At 61.7% G+C, this 17218-nt stretch carries 13 protein-coding genes and 1 pseudogene; 6 read left to right on the top strand and 8 right to left on the bottom strand.

Going from position 1 to position 17218, the window contains the following annotated elements; translation table 11 throughout:
- A partial coding sequence (locus tag ACNQPL_RS15700; RefSeq protein WP_416467203.1) for an IS3 family transposase occupies positions 1-499 on the top strand: 499 nt, incomplete at its 5' end.
- Between the two features lie 62 nt (positions 500-561).
- Here the strand turns inward: ACNQPL_RS15700 and ACNQPL_RS15705 are convergent.
- Together ACNQPL_RS15705 and ACNQPL_RS15710 are read right to left on the bottom strand one after the other, a co-directional pair.
- Positions 562-846: a type II toxin-antitoxin system RelE family toxin gene (locus ACNQPL_RS15705; protein WP_416467204.1), complete on the bottom strand. Its 285-nt coding sequence runs from the start codon at positions 844-846 to the stop codon at positions 562-564.
- Positions 836-1075, bottom strand: a complete 240-nt coding sequence (locus tag ACNQPL_RS15710; RefSeq protein WP_416467205.1) for a type II toxin-antitoxin system RelB/DinJ family antitoxin — start codon at positions 1073-1075, stop codon at positions 836-838. Before ACNQPL_RS15710 ends, ACNQPL_RS15705 begins: the two co-directional genes overlap by 11 nt.
- An 801-nt stretch (positions 1076-1876) precedes the next feature.
- On the opposite strand from ACNQPL_RS15710, the pseudogene ACNQPL_RS15715 reads away from it, so the two are divergent.
- Positions 1877-1975, top strand: a pseudogene (locus ACNQPL_RS15715) (type II toxin-antitoxin system RelE family toxin); the annotation flags it as partial.
- Positions 1962-2288, top strand: a complete 327-nt coding sequence (locus tag ACNQPL_RS15720; protein WP_416467206.1) for a helix-turn-helix domain-containing protein — start codon at positions 1962-1964, stop codon at positions 2286-2288. The pseudogene ACNQPL_RS15715 and the gene ACNQPL_RS15720, both read left to right, overlap by 14 nt.
- A 266-nt stretch (positions 2289-2554) precedes the next feature.
- Here ACNQPL_RS15720 and ACNQPL_RS15725 read toward each other — a convergent pair whose 3' ends face one another.
- The 3 genes from ACNQPL_RS15725 to ACNQPL_RS15735 all read right to left on the bottom strand — a co-directional run bounded on the left by ACNQPL_RS15725 (position 2555) and on the right by ACNQPL_RS15735 (position 6389).
- Positions 2555-3751, bottom strand: coding sequence for a type II toxin-antitoxin system HipA family toxin (locus tag ACNQPL_RS15725; protein WP_416467207.1), 1197 nt, complete (start codon positions 3749-3751; stop codon positions 2555-2557).
- Positions 3748-3999, bottom strand: coding sequence for a helix-turn-helix domain-containing protein (locus ACNQPL_RS15730; protein ID WP_416467208.1), 252 nt, complete (start codon positions 3997-3999; stop codon positions 3748-3750). Before ACNQPL_RS15730 ends, ACNQPL_RS15725 begins: the two co-directional genes overlap by 4 nt.
- A 128-nt stretch (positions 4000-4127) precedes the next feature.
- Positions 4128-6389, bottom strand: a complete 2262-nt coding sequence (locus tag ACNQPL_RS15735) for a TonB-dependent siderophore receptor (protein ID WP_416467209.1) — start codon at positions 6387-6389, stop codon at positions 4128-4130.
- 140 nt (positions 6390-6529) lie between these two features.
- Here ACNQPL_RS15735 and ACNQPL_RS15740 point away from each other — a divergent pair, with 140 nt between their 5' ends.
- The 3 genes from ACNQPL_RS15740 to ACNQPL_RS15750 all read left to right on the top strand — a co-directional run bounded on the left by ACNQPL_RS15740 (position 6530) and on the right by ACNQPL_RS15750 (position 10499).
- Positions 6530-7249 carry a response regulator gene (locus ACNQPL_RS15740; RefSeq protein ID WP_416467210.1) on the top strand — a complete coding sequence of 240 codons (720 nt, stop codon included), beginning with the start codon at positions 6530-6532 and terminating at the stop codon, positions 7247-7249.
- A gap of 1 nt (position 7250) precedes the next feature.
- Positions 7251-8621 carry an ATP-binding protein gene (locus ACNQPL_RS15745; RefSeq protein ID WP_416467211.1) on the top strand — a complete coding sequence of 457 codons (1371 nt, stop codon included), beginning with the start codon at positions 7251-7253 and terminating at the stop codon, positions 8619-8621.
- Positions 8622-8837: 216 nt separating this feature from the next.
- Positions 8838-10499, top strand: coding sequence for an FMN-binding glutamate synthase family protein (locus tag ACNQPL_RS15750; protein WP_416467212.1), 1662 nt, complete (start codon positions 8838-8840; stop codon positions 10497-10499).
- 147 nt (positions 10500-10646) lie between these two features.
- Here ACNQPL_RS15750 and ACNQPL_RS15755 read toward each other — a convergent pair whose 3' ends face one another.
- From ACNQPL_RS15755 to ACNQPL_RS15765, 3 genes are all read right to left on the bottom strand, one after another.
- Positions 10647-11966 (bottom strand): OprD family porin, encoded by a 1320-nt coding sequence (locus tag ACNQPL_RS15755; RefSeq protein WP_346613518.1) that lies wholly within the window; start codon positions 11964-11966, stop codon positions 10647-10649.
- 976 nt (positions 11967-12942) lie between these two features.
- Positions 12943-14049, bottom strand: a complete 1107-nt coding sequence (aguA, locus tag ACNQPL_RS15760; RefSeq protein ID WP_346613516.1) for an agmatine deiminase — start codon at positions 14047-14049, stop codon at positions 12943-12945.
- 153 nt (positions 14050-14202) lie between these two features.
- Complete coding sequence (locus tag ACNQPL_RS15765) at positions 14203-17103, bottom strand: aminotransferase (RefSeq protein WP_416467213.1); 2901 nt, start codon at positions 17101-17103, stop codon at positions 14203-14205.
- Positions 17104-17218 lie beyond the last annotated feature (115 nt).

Here is a 17218-nt window from a genome sequence, read left to right on the forward strand (position 1 = left end):
GCCAAGCCAGATTGTTCCGACAAGGCCGGAACACGTCTGGGTGGCCGACATTACTTACCTGCCCGCACGTAACGGCCCGCTATACCTGAGCCTGATAACGGATGCGTACTCCAGGAAAATCGTTGGCCACCACGTCCATGAAAGCCTGCATGCGGAATCGGTGGCGCAAGCTTTCAAGCAGGCATTGCGCAAGCGACGTCATCGCCAGCCATTAGTCCACCATTCGGATCGAGGCATCCAATACTGCTCGGCTCTATACCAGTCACTGCATCAACGGCACGGCGTTCAGTGCTCCATGACCGATGGGTATGACTGCTACCAGAACGCGCTAGCCGAGCGAATCAACGGAATCCTCAAGATGGAGCTGCTGTTGAGTAGTCCTGCAGATCTGGAGCAAGCGAGGCAGATGGTTGACGAGGCAGTGCAGATCTACAACACAGAACGGCCTCATATGGCCCTGAAAAACAAAACGCCCGATGCTGTGCATCTGGCGTTTTGAGGCCTGTCGGCCTACCTGAACAGATGTAAACCCATTTCAGGACTAGACACCCGTCCTTGGCTTCACAATCGATCAGCAGCCTTGCGATATGCCTCCCCACGCTCACGCTTATCCACAGCCACTACAAACACCACAACGTCATCATCCACAACCTGGTAAACCAAGCGATAACCGCTGCTGCGCAGCTTGATCTTGTAGCAATCGGGCAGACCAGCAAGCCGATTGGCCTCTATCCGGGGATCCAGCAAAACGGCAGCGAGCTTCTTCTTGAACTGGACACGCACAGTGTCCCCCAGTTTCTGCCATTCCTTGAGCGCGCGTGCATCGAATTCAAGGCTATAGGTCATCCAGAGACACCTTCACTCGCTGGGGAGCAGCGAGCCGCTCACGCACGGTAGCGAGCAAAGCCTCGTCCTCCTCCGTAAGCAAGACCGGCTTGAATGGCAACTGACCCCGTTCGGCTACGTACTGCAATGCTTGGCGCATGAGCTCGGAGGGCGTAACGCCCAACCGTTCAAGCTCACGATAGGCCCGGATTTTAAGATCGTCGTCGATACGGACATTGATGGACGCCATGATGCCTTGCTCACTGTAATGACAATTGTCTTTACAGTGACGTAATTCTTGGCATCAGACAAGTGGTTCAAGGCACAAGCCGACGAAGGACGATGCTGCTACACGCCGATTCGACTTCACAAACAGCCATTAAGAGCTGGTCTGTTGATAGCTACGCATTGAGGTACCCGACGGGGTCTGGGCAAGGGCGTCCAACAACAACGTGTCTGCCCGATTTGAATGTCCAGCCCGGGCCACACTGTCCATCCCCCGTCACCCAGCTTGGCGCCTTGGAATTCATTGCCCTTAGCAAGAGATACCAGCCCTGGCTACGCCGCAAGCACATCGCTCATGTCCAAGTCGTATCGCTGACCATTGGTAAAAGTCAGCTCCAGCCGCGCGCCCGACCGTGGCTGAACAGCCCGCAGGCGGGGACGTTTCATCGACGCCTTTTCATCGACTCCTTCAACAGATCGACCTCCTGTGCACTGCATCAGATTCAAGACTGATGACCACATCTACACCGCGTCCCGTGAGGTGCACGTGCGGTGGAAAATGGTCCCTTCCTCGTACCTTGATGCCGGCCACTTCCACCAGTCTCCACATACTGACCCGGCCTGCCGGCCTTGGCCCTATTCACGCCTGGGCACTGGAAAGATTATTCCTACAGCCCACTAGGAATTCGAGACCTTGCTGTAAAGCAAGGCAGCTTGCAGGATCTGCCCCTCCAAACCCATCTTCACCGAACCAAGCGCGCCGAAGCCCTGCATATTCTCAAACCTAGAAAACCCGCCATGCCTAAAGCAGCCGCTTCCCTGCACCCGGCTCCATGTAGGAAACTACCGCGTGCTTTTTGACTGGGATGGCGGGGTGAGGATCATCAACATCGAAGAGGTCAGGAAGCGCGATGAACACACCTACTATCGTACAGATCATCAATGGGGCGGATGGCCGCCCTGCTTTCGTGGTGCTGCCATATGCCGACTACATCGCAAGCCGCCCACAGGAGGACTTGGTCCCCAATGACGTGGTTGGATACATGGTCAAAGAGGGGCTGACTCCCATTACTGCATGGCGCAAGCACCTGGACCTTACACAAGCGGAGGTTGCCGAACGCCTGGGCATAACCCAGTCAGCCTACTCGCAGCAGGAGGCCGCAGAACGCCCACGCAAGGCCACACGCGAAAAAATCGCGGCTGCGCTCGGCATTCCGATGCAGTCTCTCGATATTTAGATCCGCAAATGTGGGGTGAGCCCGTAAGGCCTCTCACCCCAAACCTCGAACATTTGCCTCAGAAATTTTCAAACGCATTCGATTTCAGCAGCCTCGCGAACACCCCCAACGCCTCCCATAACGTTCCTGGGTTCGCCCAAGCGGACGAAATTCACTCGGACTTAAATGCACTACTCACGTCCAGGTCCGCTCAGGCGTACGTCGGACCGCAGCGAACAATCCCGCAGCGAGGAGGTTGCATCGATGCCATTTCAACCACTCTGTCCTTAACCAAATGACTGAATAAACGGTCCTGCACTCTGCTTGATGGCAGCCACAACATGCGGCGCCTGTTCGCAGATTGGCGCGGCGTTGCGCAGCACCTGCTCCAGCGCCTCCAATTGGTGCCTTATGATCTGCCCCGGCTGTTCAACCCCACAGAGCTCAGCGAAGTCCAATAGGCCCTGACGGGATGCAAACAATGATTTGTTCCCGGACAGCGAAAGCGCCAACACATCTTCTGGAATGTAGGCTGTCGTATTAACGATGTCGTAAGCCGGCGCTAGCCTTGCGTCTCTCTTGGCCGGGTTGGAATACAGCAAGCCAAAATTCTTCAGGTGCGCATCACCGTTGCCTACGATGCAACTCAAACTCACCATCTCGAACAACTGCCTGAGTGATTCCTGCACTGCTTCTGGGGCGCAAAAAAGACGAATAGCCTTGGCGATCGCCGCATAACTCTTGCTGTACTTCTGCTCAGCGGAGATCCCCATCAGCGCGGTCATATCTTCAAAGCCAAGCGGGCTACCCTCATCGTCGCGATCAAAGCGGCGCATGACAAAAAGCTTTGCATTATCCGAGAGGTAAAAAGGCGGAACCGGTATTCCTGCGGCCTTAGCGACAGACATGCACAGAAATTCATTGATGGCCAAGCCGGGGAACTCGTCGCGACCACTCTTGATGATCAAGTCGGACGTTTTAGAGGTGAAGCGTTGCGGCACCGAATCGACCTGCTCAGGGACCAATACTTTGGGTTGGACGCCTGATATACCTGCACGGAGGATGTAGCGATCCACCAGGTCAGCGAAAATATCCTGCGAGCCATCCCATGAAAGGATCTCACTCAGTTTTTCGCCCGGAAAATGCTGTCGCTCCAGCAAAGCATCCACCTCACGCGAGCTGACATGAACCCGCCCTATCGGCGAGCTGCTACCGGACAGCGCAAGCAGCAACATGGGGTCAACGTGGGTGATCTTCGCCAGGCGATTGCGCAGTTGCTCCAGCACATAACCTTCAGGCAGGTTCATCTGGAAAATCGGATGAAGCTCCCGGTGCCGGTATTCCTCTGAACGTACCGGCATGAGCAAACTGACGGCTGCTGCGGGCTGCACCTCAGCCCCGTAGCGGAAAAGGTAGTCGCCATTGCTTGCCAGGATCGTGCCGCTATCCCCCTGAGGCGTGGCAACCTTCAAGGCGGCGCTCATTCAAACATCCCCTGAATCTCGTCCAGCGTGGGCATCACAGCGGGTACCACCTGAAGCTCACAATCCAAAGCACCGAGCGCCTTGGCATAAGCTGCCATGGCCACCGAAAGACTGCCTTGTTCCATGGCTATGATTTTTTGCCGGGGCAGGCCTGCGCGATCAGCGAGCTGAATTTGAGTAAGCCCGAGATTAACCCGGCGAGCGCGCATTTGCGTCGCCAGGCGTTCAGCAATCAGAGAATGGTCCATGTCCCGTATCCGTAACATTCAGTGCCTGATGTAACGTATACGAGACTACTGGAGAAATCAAAGCCCCTGTCAGACGAAGGGACAAGCGGAGTATGAACACCTCCAGCGTGGTTCTGGAGGTGCAACCCTCAGAACGCCGTACTCACCGTCACCGACATATTCCGCGGGTCCCCATAAATCGCCCCGGCATAGAACCCGTACTGGGTGAAGTAGTGCTTGTCGAACAGGTTGTCGACATTAAGGCTAACCGAGGTGTCGTCAGTCACCTGGTACTTGGCCATGGCATTCCAGATCGCATAGCCCGACCAGTTCACATCAGTAGCCCCCCCACTCACGCCGTTAACCGGCTGCCCGGCAGGGCTCGAGATCGCGCGGATGTTGCTTTGTGCCTTAACCCCAGCGCCCACGGTCAGGCGGTCGAGCGGGCCGGACAGGCGATAGGTGGTGGAGGCCTTGAACAGGTGCGACGGGTCGCTGCGCCCGTCACTGTCGACGCGGCGGAAGTGCAGGTAGGTATAGCCTGCGTACAGGTTCCAGTTCGGGGTCAGGGCGCCGGCGATTTCCAGGTCGATGCCGTCGGTTTCCTGGCCGGTGCCGGCCTTGTAGGCATCGCCACCGGTCGGGGTGGTCAGGCCGTCATCGAGTACCGCCTTGTTCTGCTGCTTGGTGCGGAAGTACGCTGCAGAGGCGTTCAGGCGGCCGTCCAGCCACTCACCCTTGATACCGGTTTCGTAACTTTTGCCGCGGATCGGCTCGACCCTGGTGCCGCTCTCGGTCTCTGCCGTCTGCGGGTTGAAGATGTCGGTGTAGCTGGCGTACAGCGAGTAGGTGTCGTTGAGGTCGTACACGGCGCCCAGGTACGGCGTGACGATGCCGCTGTTCTGCTGGTTGCTGCGCACGCCGCTGACATTGTTGGTGGTGGCGGAGTAATCGGTGGTGCGTACGCCAACGATGACCGACAGCGGGTCGGTGATGCTCAAGCGGGTGGCCGCGTACATGCCTTGCAGGCGGGTGGTGGTTTTGCTGTGGCGGCCGGTGCGCGAGGCGAGCATGTCGTAGTCGCTGTCCACGCCGTTGTGCCAGTCGGTTACTGGCAGGCCGTTGTTGGCGCGGAACTGGCAGCCTACCGAAGGTGCGCTGATGCGGTCGGCGCCGAGCATGGTGCAGGTGTATTCCGGCGACCAGGCTACGGTGCGGCTGTCGTTGTAGCCGACCATCGCCTGATGGGTGCGCCCAAGCAGCTGGAACGGCCCGGACAAGTCGATTTGCGCGGACTGCTGGGTGGTGTCGCTGGAGCTGTGCAGGCCGTTGAGCACTGCACCGCTGCCGTCCTGGTCCCAGTAGCCGCCGTAGCTGCCGCGCCCGGCCGAGTTGACCTTGGCCAAGCCACGGTGGTTGAGCACCTCGGCGGTGCTTTGGGCCACTTTCAGGTCCAGGGCCCAGTCGTTGTCGAAGCGGTGTTCCAGGGAGCCGAAGGCGGTACGGGTGGTGTATTCGCCGAAGCTCCAGCTCGGTACCAGGTTGGTGCTGCGCGGCAGGTTGGTGGTGCTGCCGTCGCGGTACCAGATCGGGATGTTGGCGCCCCAGCCGCCGCCCACCACCTTGTTGTATTCGTACTGGTAACCGGCGCCCAGTGTGGTGGCGTCATCCAGGTCGAATTCGAAGTTGGCCAGGGCCGCGCGGGAACGCTCGGACTGGTTGTCGCGGAATGAGTTGGCGTCCTGCTGGGTCATCACGAAGCGCGAGCGCAGGCGGCCATCTTCGGACAGCGGCAGGTTGAGGTCGGCGCCCAGGCGGCGTTTGTCCCAACTGCCGTAGGTGGCGTAGGCGCTGCCGCCAAAGGTTCTGGTCGGCGCCTTGCGGATCAGGTTGACGGTGGCCGAGGGGTCGCCGGTGCCGCCGAGCAGGCCGTTGGCGCCACGGACGATGTCGATGCGCTCGTACAGGTCCATGTTCAGCGCGTTGCCGCCGCCGCTGAAGTCCGAGCCGCCCTGGAATTGCAGGCCGTCCACCTTCCAGTTGCTGATCGAGTAACCCCGGGCACGGAAATCGGTGCGCCCGCCCACTTCAGACTTGCTCGTGCTCACGCCTGGCGTGGTGTCGAGGGCCTGCTCGATGGTGTGGATGTCGCGGTCGTCCATCTGCTGGCGGGTGATGCTGGTGACAGACTGCGGCGTCTGCCTGGGGGTAAGATCCAGGCCGGTGGAGCTGCGGGTGCTTTCTACTGTGTAACCCAGTTGCCCGGCGGCGTCGGCGGGCAGCAGCGCGCTGTCTTCGACCTGCGTGGCGTCCAGCTCCAGCGGCTGGCTTTCGGCGGCCACAGCGCTGCCACTGATGGCCAGCGCAACGAACAAGGCAAGCGGGTGAATCGTCATGCTTTGAGGTTTCATTTGGGAAGGCTTCGTATTTGCAGATGATTTTTTGTTAGGATTCTAGGCATCCGCCTCCTTGGCTCCATGCCCGGCTTGTACGGGGATGTAATCGAATGTAATGAGCGCTGCTGGCACTCACCGAACAGGTGTTTTTAGTAATGAGCACTACCTTGCTGGTCGTCGATGATGACGACGAGATCCGCGAACTTCTTTGTGATTACCTGACCGATGCCGGCTACACCGTGCTGGCTGCGGCTGACGGAGAAGCCATGCGCCAGCAGCTGGCGCGGCACAAGGTCGAGCTGGTGGTGCTGGACCTGATGCTGCCGGGCGAGGACGGTTTGAGCCTGTGCCGGCAACTGCAGGCAGTGCCGGGCCTGGCGGTGATCATGCTGTCGGCCAAGGGCAGCACCCTGGACCGCATCATCGGCCTGGAAGTGGGTGCCGATGATTACCTGGCCAAGCCGTTCGAACCTCGCGAATTGATAGCCCGCATCAAGGCCGTGCTGCGCCGCCCCCAGCGCCTCGACATGGCTGTCGAACAACCCGCGCCAGCCGCCCAATGCTTTGCAGGCTTCAGCCTGGAACACGTAAAACGCCTGCTGACCCGCCCGGACGGCGAAACGCTGACCCTGCCGCGCTCCGATTACCGGGTGTTGCGTGAGCTGCTGGAGGCCAACAACCGCGTGGTCTCACGCGACCAGTTGACGCGCAGCGCATTCGGCCGCGACCACCACCCCGACGACCGCTCGGTAGACATGTGTATCAGCCGCCTGCGCCAGCAGCTGCGCCGCGGGCCCGCCAGCGAGGTGCAGATCCTCACCATCCGCAACGAAGGCTACCTGATGAGCATTGCCCGCGCCGAAGCAGCCCGCTGAAATGCGCTGGCTGCGGCGGCTATGGCCGCGCACGTTGTTTGGCCAGCTCCTGCTGATCATGGTCAGCGGCACGCTGGTGATCCAGTTGATGTCCAGCAGCATCTGGTTCGATGTGCGTTTTGCCCAGGTGCTGGAGGCCCCCGTCAGGCTGATGGCTGCGCGCAGCGCACCGATGATCGCCCAGGCTGACTGCCGTGCTGCCCCTGCTTTGCAGGTGCCGGCCCACTACCAACTGCGCTGCGCCGACGATGTGCCAGCCGTGGAGGAAGACCACCGCCGCGGGCGACGCCGCGTCGAGCTGCTGCTGCAACAGGCGTTGAAGTACGAACTGGGGCATGCCCAGGCGGTGCGCCTGCTCAAGGTGCAACTGACCGATGAGCTGGGCCAGCCGATCGTCTGGCGCAGCCTGTTCGGGCTGCGCACGGCCCAGGCGCATCTTCAGTTCGCCGTCCCTTTGGCCGACGGCCACTGGCTGACCATCGACGGTCAGGAGTTGCAGGGCTGGAGCGGTGAGTCGGCGTGGGTGCTGATCAGCGATTACCTGCTGCGGGTGTATGCACTGCGTATCGTCGCAGTGCTGCTGGTGTGCCTGATCGCGGTACGCCTGTGCCTGCGGCCGCTGCGGCGCCTGGCCGATGCCGCACGTGGCCTGGGCGGCAACCTGGAACAGCCACCCTTGGCCCTGGATGGCCCGGAGGAAGTGCGCCAGGCTGCCCAGGCCTTCAACGCCATGCAGCAACGCCTGATTGCCATGGTCAATGACAAGGCTTACTTCCTGGCCGCCGTGTCCCATGACCTGCGCACCCCGCTGACACGCATGCGCCTGCGCCTCGAACGGCTACCGAATGATGACCACCGCGAGCGCTTGCGGCAGAACATCACGCAGATGGACGACATGATCGGCCAGGTGCTGGATTACCTGCGCGCAGGCGAACAGCAGAACCTGCAGCACGTCGATATCGACCGGCTGGTGGCACGGCTGTGCGCCGACCTGGCTAGCGCCGACGAGCCGCTGCCGGTGCAAGGCAAAGCGGGTAGCCTGCGGGTCGATGCCTTGCTGCTGCAGCGTTGCCTGCAGAACTTGCTGGTCAATGCGCTGCGCTATGCCAGGGAGGTATCGGTCACGCTCGAGCGCGCATCCATGGGTGTTTCCATCCATGTCGATGACCGCGGGCCCGGCATTGCAGCGGGGCTGCTGGCGACCGTTACCGATCCTTTCGTACGAGGGGAAAACTCGCGCAACCAAGCGTCCGGCGGCTATGGATTGGGGTTGAGCATTGCCCAGCGAATTGCGGTGAGCCATGGCGGTGAGCTGATGCTCACAAACCGGGAGGGTGGCGGGTTGCGCGCGAGTGTTCTGCTGCCCGCATAGGGCTGCTGTGCAGCCCAATCGCCGGCAAGCCGGCTCCTACAAGGACCGCGCTGATTCCAAAGGCACCGTTGTACCTGTGGGAGCCGGCTTGCCGGCGATGAGGCCCCAAGCCACAACACAACCCACCATCAGGTAACAGTGTTTTACCGATTCCCCTGGTTTTCCGAACGGCCAGTTTACCTATGCTTGCCCGGTCATCCTGCCTGCGATGGACCCATGAAACACTCCCTCCCCAGCCGCTACGCCTGCCTGGCGATCTGCCTGGCATTCACCCTCGCCAGCCTGCCCTTGCTTGCCACGCACGCCTGGCTTTGGCCACTGACTGCACTCACCGCCTTGCTCAGCCTGGTCGGCCTCAATGATCTGCGCCAGAGCCACCACGCGGTGCGGCGCAACTACCCGATCCTGGGCAACATCCGCTACCTGATCGAGACCATTCGCCCGGAAATTCGCCAATACCTGATCGAGGGCGACGACGACAAACTGCCCTTCTCCCGCTCGCAGCGGTCACTGGTCTACGCCCGCGCCAAGAACGAAAGCGCCGAAAAAGCGTTCGGTACCTTGAACGACGTGTACAAACCCGGCTTCGAATTCATCAGCCATTCGATGCTGCCGGTGGCGACCCCGGACCCTGCCTCGTTGCGCATCGCCATTGGCGGGCCGCAGTGCCGCCTGCCCTACTCTGCCTCGATCTTCAATATCTCGGCGATGAGCTTCGGCGCACTCAGCGCCAACGCCATCGCCGCGCTCAACCGGGGCGCGCGCCTGGGCCGCTTTGCCCATGACACCGGCGAGGGCAGCATCAGCCCCTACCACCGCGAGCATGGCGGCGACCTGATCTGGGAAATCGGCAGCGGCTATTTTGGCTGCCGCACCGACCAGGGCCGCTTCGACCCACAACGCTTCGCTGAACAGGCCCGCGACCCGCAGGTGAAGATGATCGAGATCAAGCTCAGCCAGGGCGCCAAACCGGGGCACGGCGGCATCCTGCCGGGGCACAAGGTCAGCGCCGAAATCGCCACCACCCGGGGTGTGCGCGAGGGCGAGGACTGCATCTCGCCGGCCGCACACAGCGCGTTTCACACCCCGCTGGAGCTGCTGCACTTTGTTGCCAGCCTGCGAGAGTTGTCTGGCGGCAAACCGGTGGGCTTCAAGTTTTGCCTGGGCCACCCGTGGGAGTTCATGGGCATCGCCAAGGCCATGCTGGCCACCGGCATCACCCCGGATTTCATTGTCGTCGACGGCAAGGAAGGCGGCACCGGCGCAGCGCCACGCGAGTTCAGCGACAACATGGGCGTGCCCATGCGCGAAGGCTTGATGTTCGTGCACAACACCCTGGTCGGCCTGAACCTTCGCTCGAGCATTCGCATCGGCGCGGCGGGCAAGATCGTCAGCGCCTTCGATATTGCCAGCGTGCTGGCCATCGGCGCCGACTGGGTCAACTCGGCCCGCGGCTTCATGTTCGCCATTGGTTGCATTCAGTCGCAGAGCTGCCACACCAACAAGTGCCCGACCGGCGTGGCCACCCAGGACCCACTGCGCCAGCGCGCGCTGGTGGTGCCGGACAAAGCCGAGCGGGTTGCCAGCTTCCACCGCAACACCCTCCACGCCCTGGCCGAGATGCTTGCGGCCGCAGGCCTCGAACACCCTTCGCAGCTCAAGCCCAAACACCTGGCGCGGCGCATCAGCACCAGCGAGATCAGCCTGTTTTCGGATTTGCACCAGTTCCTCAAGCCAGGCGAATTGCTCAGTGGCTCGATAGAAAGCGAGTTCTATGCGCGCATGTGGCGGATGGCGCGTAGCGACAGCTTTGCACCGGAGACGGGGGAGGTGATTATCGCGAAAGCGGTTCACCGAAAAGAAGCAGAGCCTGCTTGAAGGGCCGGATGCCGGGCATCTGCACCGGCCTCATCGCCGGCAAGCCGGCTCCCACAGGCACCGCGCAGGCCGTGAATGCAGCGCAGTACCTGTGGGAGCCGGCTTGCCGGCGAAAGGGCTGCAAGGCAGCCCTCTGCCAGATCAGTATCAGAAGATGCTGATCGGGTACTCGACGAATACGCGGACTTCGTTGCCGTCGTCGTTGTAGCCGTTCTGCTGTACAGCGTTGTTGGTGCGAAGGAACGAGCTGCGCAGCTTGATCGACAGGTCTTTGGCCGGGCCGTCCTGTACCACATAACGGATCTGGTTGAAGATCTCGCGCTCTTTACCTTCGCCAAAGCCTTGCGGGTTGGCGTTGTTGCGGGTGTTGATGTTGTCACCCACCACGTAGGCCAGCTTGTAGGTCAGGCCCGGGATGCCGTAGGCACCGAAGTCCAGGCCGTAGCCCAGCTGCCAGGAACGCTCGTCTTCGGCGTTGAAGTCGGACCAGTAGGAGTTGGCCAGGTAGATGGTCGAACCACCGTCACCCACGCCGCCTTCGTTCTGGTACCAGCCGTAGTTGTAACCGGTGCTGCCGGTGCTGCGCTGGTGCGCCAGGGTGAACGAGTGCGCGCCGTAGGCGTAGGTCGCAGCGAGGCTCCAGATGGTGTTGGAGTCGCCGTTCAGGCCGGCGGCCTGCACGTACTTGTTGTCGATGTCCGACTTGTAGCCGTTGAAGTCCAGGGTCAGCGACTGGTCATCGGCGATCGGGAAGACGTAGTTCAAGCCCAGGTAGTGCTTCTTCATCACGTCTTCGTTGTCTGCGGTGTACAGCGACGCGGTGAAGTTGTCGGTGAACTTGTAGCTACCGCCGAAGACGTTGATCGACTTCAGGCCACCACCGTCACGACGCTCGGCGCTCTTGCGCGCTTCCTGGGTGAAGCGGCCGGCGTTCAGTTCCAGGCCTTCGATTTCCTTGGAAGTGATCAGCGTGCCGGTGAAGCTTTCTGGCAGCAGACGCCCATCGTCGTACTGCAGCACAGGCAGTGCCGGCATCTGGTCACCGTACTTGAGCACGGTGTTGGAAATGCGGAACTTCACGGCTGCGCCAGCGCGGGCCAGGTCGTGCGGGCCGCTGGCGTTGCCATCGGCGTTCTTGGTGTTGCCCGGCTTGAAGAAGTCGACACCGGCGCCACCGTTGTGGCCCTTGCCGCCGTCCAGACGCACGGCGTACAGGCCAAATGCGTCGACGCCAACACCGACGGTGCCCTGGGTGAAGCCAGAGGAGAAGTTGGCGATGGCCGCTTGGCCCCATTCGATCTGGTCATCGGTACCGTGTTTCTTGTCACGGTTGATGTAAGCGTTACGCAGGAGAACGTTTGCGTGGCTGTCTTCGATAAAGCCCTTGCTGTCGGCCTGCTCGTTGGCCTGAGCCTGGGTCGCGGCGATCATCGCCAAGGCGACCAGGCTGATCCTGGTTTTCAACATGTTGTTTTTTTCCTTATTTCTTAATCAAAAACGCTCTGCAATATGACGCCAGGAACCAACGCCCCTTCGTAGGTTCGACGCTATGCGGATCCAAACTGAAAAGCCCGCCAAGGGTTGTGCGACGGGCCTTGTGCAGCAGCATGGCCATGTCATGGCCAGCAGGCGTTGGCCGAATCCTAGCCGTGTGCGATTACAAATGTCAAAAAGTCGTGAAATGCAGGTCGATATAACCAAAATAACCGGGAGGTACAGGGCATTTCCTTGCACGATCACGCCATCAGCGGACATTTTATCTTCTGTCAGATGAGTCGTTTTGACGCATTGGATAAGTCGCAGGCACGGGCGCAAGACTTACTGACGCGTCATACTGTGATCTTTGCTGTCCGCACAAACAAAAACGCCACCGCAGTTGCGGTGGCGTTTTTCATGGGGCGGGCTGATGCCCTCTCAGCGCCATACACCCAGCAGTGCTTCCAGCTCCGCATCGCTTATCAGCCCTTGGGGATAGCGACCGTCAAGCAGACGTCGTGGGTCGGTCGTCCTGACCCTTTTGCTTCCAGGGTGTCTCAACCACTGCGTCAATGTTTTGAGCGATTGATGATTCACTGCCGATGGGCGCAAAGCCGTCTCACTTGCTGCATTCATGTCTACACGTACTCCTGGCCCGTGAGCGGCTAATCTACGTCGCGATTGTTACAGAACGGGGTAACCGGCCTGTCCGAGTTAACTCTCTGAAAACAATACAAAACATATGCCATCTCAGCGTGCCGGATGTCGCCGCAAAAAAGCCCCGGTGATGATGTTCACTTGAAAATCCCGAGGCCGCGCTGCGGCCAGGCAGCTCCTACATTGTGCGCGCATGCCCTGAATCAGGGCCGTAACGCCGTCAGTGTGGGAGCGGCCTTGCCGGGGCGCCGGACCGGTCGCGATGGGCCGCAAAGCGGCCCCAATACAGGCGATGAATGACAGCGAGCGATCAGCGCGTGACCGGCGCCGGTTGCTGCTGGGTCAGGCAGTGGATGTTGCCGCCCCCGAGCAACAGCTCTCGGCCGGGGATCATCACCACTTCGTGGTCCGGGAAGACCTTGGCCAGGATAGCTCTGGCCTGGGCATCCGCCGGGTCATCGAAGCTCGGCGCAATGATGCCGCCGTTGACGATCAGGAAGTTCACGTAAGAGCCGGCCAGGCGTACCGAAGGGTCGCGCTCCTGGCTACCGGCTACCTGGTCAACGCCCGCACACTCTTCTTCAGTGGCAAACAGTGGGCCCGGGATCGGCATCTTGTGCACCACAAACTCGCGGCCCTTGGCATCGCGGCTGTTTTTCAGCACATCGTAGGCCGCATGGCAGCGTGCGTAGTTGGGGTCATTGGAATCATCGGTCCAGGCCAGTAACACTTCACCTGGGCTGACGTAACAGCAGAAGTTGTCGACGTGGCCGTCGGTTTCGTCGTTGTACAAGCCGTCCGGCAACCAGACGATGGTCTCGACTGCCAGGTGCTCACGCAGGATCTCTTCGATCTGCTCGCGGTTCAGGTGCGGGTTGCGGTTGCGGTTGAGCAGGCACTCTTCGGTGGTGATCAGGGTGCCTTCACCGTCCACATGGATCGAGCCGCCTTCGAGCACGAAACCTTCGGTGTGGTAGCGCTGGCAGCGCTCCATTTCCATGACCTTGGCCGCCAGTTCCTCGTCGCGGTTCCACGGTGCGTACAGGCCGCCGTCAAAACCGCCCCAGGCGTTGAAGCCCCAGTCCACGCCGCGCACTTCGCCGGCATCGTTGATGACGAAGGTCGGGCCGGTGTCACGCACCCAGGCGTCATCGTTGCTGATCTCAACCACGCGGATGTTCGGCAGGTCGAGCTGGCGGCGGGCGTTTTCGTACTGGCCGGCGGAAACCGCTACGGTCACCGGTTCGAAGCGGGCGATGGCCTTGGCCAGGGTCACGTGGGCAGCCTGCGCAGGCTTGCCGCCCAGGCGCCAGTTGTCCGAACGCTCTGGCCATACCATCCACACCTGGCTTTGCGGTGCCCATTCGGCAGGCATGTGGAAACCGTCGGCGCGGGGGGTGGAGTTGAGGGTTTTCATGGGTAACCTCTGCAAAGGCCCTAGGCCGATGGTCAATGGGAGATGGCGGATTTATAACCGATATATATCGGCATTAAAAGCACCATACTTCCGAATGGCGAATAAAAATGCCGTACAAACCGATAACAATCGGCCTGCACGGCATCCGGATGCCTACAAGTCTTCAGACAGTATCCGATCAACACTGTCCACAAAGTAGTCGACGCTCGCCCGGGTGGTGCACATGGGCGGCTTGATCTTGAGAATGTTCAGGTAATCCCCGGTCGGCTGCATGAAGATGCCCAGGTCACGCAGGCGGTTGCACAGCGTCATGGTTTCTTCGGTGGCAGGTTCCAGGGTCTCGCGGTCGCGCACCAGTTCCAGCCCCAGGTAGAAGCCCGAACCGTGGGCAGCACCGGCAAGCGGATGTTTATCGACCAACGCCTGCAACCGCGCCTTGAAGTAACGCCCGGTGTCGCGGGTGTTCTGCCACAACCCCTCCTCGTCCATCACATCCAGTACCGCCATGCCAATACGGCAACTGACGGGGCTGCCGCCCGCCGAAGAGAAGAAGTAGCCCTGCGCTTCCAGCGCCTCGGCAATCTCACGCCGGGTGATGACCGCGCCCAGTGGCTGGCCGTTGCCCATGCCCTTGGCCATGGTGATGATGTCCGGCACCACACCCTGCTCCTCGAAGCCCCAGAAGTACTCACCCAGGCGGCCGTAACCCACCTGCACTTCATCGGCGATGCACACCCCGCCGCGCGCTCGCACCTTGGCATAAGCGTCTTGCAGGTAGCCCGCAGGCAGCGAAATGCCGCCAGCGTTACCGTACACCGGTTCGCAAATCATGCCGGCCAGTTGCCGGCCACGGGCATCGAGGTCGGCGAGCTTGGCATCGACGTCGCGCAGGTAGTCGCCTGCGCTGTCAGCGCCGCGGTAGCGGCCACGGAAGGTGTTCGGCGCCTCGACCGGGTGCACCCAGTCCGGGCGTGTTTCCAGGGCCAGCGGGTTGTCGGCGATGGAGGTGGAAATGGCATCGGTGGCCACCGACCAGCCGTGGTAAGCCTCCAGCACGCTGAGCAGGTCGCGCCCACCGCTGTAGGCCCAGGCCAGGCGAATCGCCAGGTCATTGGCTTCGGTGCCGCTGTTGACCAGGAACACCCGGTCGAAGCCGGGCGGCGCCAGCTTGAGCAGGCGTTCGGAAAACTCGGCGATGGCCGCGTAGTGGAAACGCGAGTTGGTATTGAGCAGCGACCACTGCCGCGCCGATTCGGCCACCATGCGGGGGTGACCGTGGCCCAGTACCGCGACATTGTTGAGCATGTCGAGGTAGGAACGGCCCTGCATGTCGATCAGGTAATTGCGCCAGCCCCGCTCGATGTGCGGCGGCTGCGCATAGTAGTGCTTCTGCGAACGGGCGAAGCTGGCATCGCGGCGGGCCAGCAAAGCTTGCGGGTCGGCCAGCGGCTCGGCGTCACAGTCAAAGCCCAGCAAGGCCGCAGGGGATGGGCACAGCGCCAGCCAAGCGGCCGCGTGGGAGGGCGTGGCGAAAAACGGCGGCTGAACAGCGCTGTCCAGGCACAACTGGACACTCAGGAAACCACAACTGCTGCCCAGCGCCTGGCCCTTGGCCACGGGCTGGCCGTCTGCCGGGGTATCTTCCAGGCCGCTCAGCCACAGGGCCCACTGCGGCGTGTGCAGGCAACCGCGGCCAACGCCATGGCGCTGCCAGGTACCTGCCTGCGGCGCTTGGACCGCTGTACCGTTGGGTAGGTGCAGCTCCACGCCCAACGCGCACGTGGCTGGTTCTTCGGGGCGGTCGATGTGCGTTTGTGACAGGCGGTATTGCCCGTGCAGGCTGCACGCCGGGGCCGGTTGCGCGGTCAGCAGGCGCTGGTCGAAGCCAGGTTGCTCCCAGTTGCCAGCCTCGCAATGGCGGCTGAGTACACCCAGGTCGACCCGGGTAACGGCCTGCCCGGCCAAGCCCGGGAGCAGTGGCGCGCAATTCGCCAGCGCCGATCCACTCGGCTCGCTACCGGCGGCCTGCAGGATGGCCGCCTCCATCAGCGCGAATGGCACGGCGGTAGCGGTGTTGAAGATTTCCCACTCATGGGCGATGTTGTCGCGTATGTACTGGTTGCCAGGGTCCACCGCCAGTTGTTGCTCGCTGCTCAGCACCAGCACAGCGGCACGGTTCAGCACCAGCGGCCACAGGGCGCGCAACTCGGCTTCGCTTAGCGGGTTGACGGCCTGGTAAGCACGCACCGCTGGCAGAATGCGCAGTGGGTCGCCTTCGGCATGGTGTAGCAAGGCCGCGCAGGTGACGGAAAGGTCGGCGATACGCCAGGTACGCAGCAGGTCCCCGAAATCGATCACGCCCTGCAGCTGCCACTGCCGCGCGGGGTCGCGAGCCCAGACGGCGTTGTCGTCGGTGATGTCCAGGTGTACGGCCTGGCTCGGTAAGTGATCGACCAGCACTGCCAGTTTTTCAGCGGCCAGCCGTGTGGCCTTGTCGATGCGGGCGCGCTGCCCGGCATCCTGCAGCACCGGCAGCAGATGCTCGATCAGCGCCTGAGCATGCTGCGGGTCCCATTGCAGGGTGCGCACCAGGCCTGGGTGGTCGAAATCGGCCAACGCCTGGTCGACCCGCGCACACAGCGCGCCAAGCTCGGCCATCAGCCGCGGTTCCATATGCTTGAGGCGAGTCAGCGGCTGCCCTTCTATGTAGTCGAGCAGGCGTGCGCGCAGCGGTTGCCCGTTGATATCCAGCGCCAGCAACCCCTGGCCATCGCGGGCCGGGCGCACGGCGGGCACCGGCAAGCCCTTGTCGCGCAGATAAGCCAGCGCCGCATGCTGCGCCTCCAGCTCGGCCTGGGCATAGCTGCCGTGGCAGACCTTGAGCACGAACCGCCCCTGCCCCGTGTCCAACCGGAAGTTCAGGTCCTGCTGGCTGCCCAGCGCCGACAGGCTGCCGGCAAGGTCATAATGCGCCTGAAGCAAGGCATGCGCCTGGGCTTGGCTGAGCGACGGGCTGGGCAGGCTGGAACGCTGAATCAGGGTGCTGAGGGGCATGAAGATGAAACCTCTTTTACTTTTCGCTTATCTCGCCATTGCCAAGGCCGATAAACAAGTGGCAAAGATGAAATGATGAGTGTGCGCCCGTGCGCAGTCATGATGGCAATCTAGG

This window comes from Pseudomonas sp. LFS044 (assembly GCF_047978245.1).
In the GTDB taxonomy this organism is placed as follows: Bacteria; Pseudomonadota; Gammaproteobacteria; order Pseudomonadales; family Pseudomonadaceae; genus Aquipseudomonas.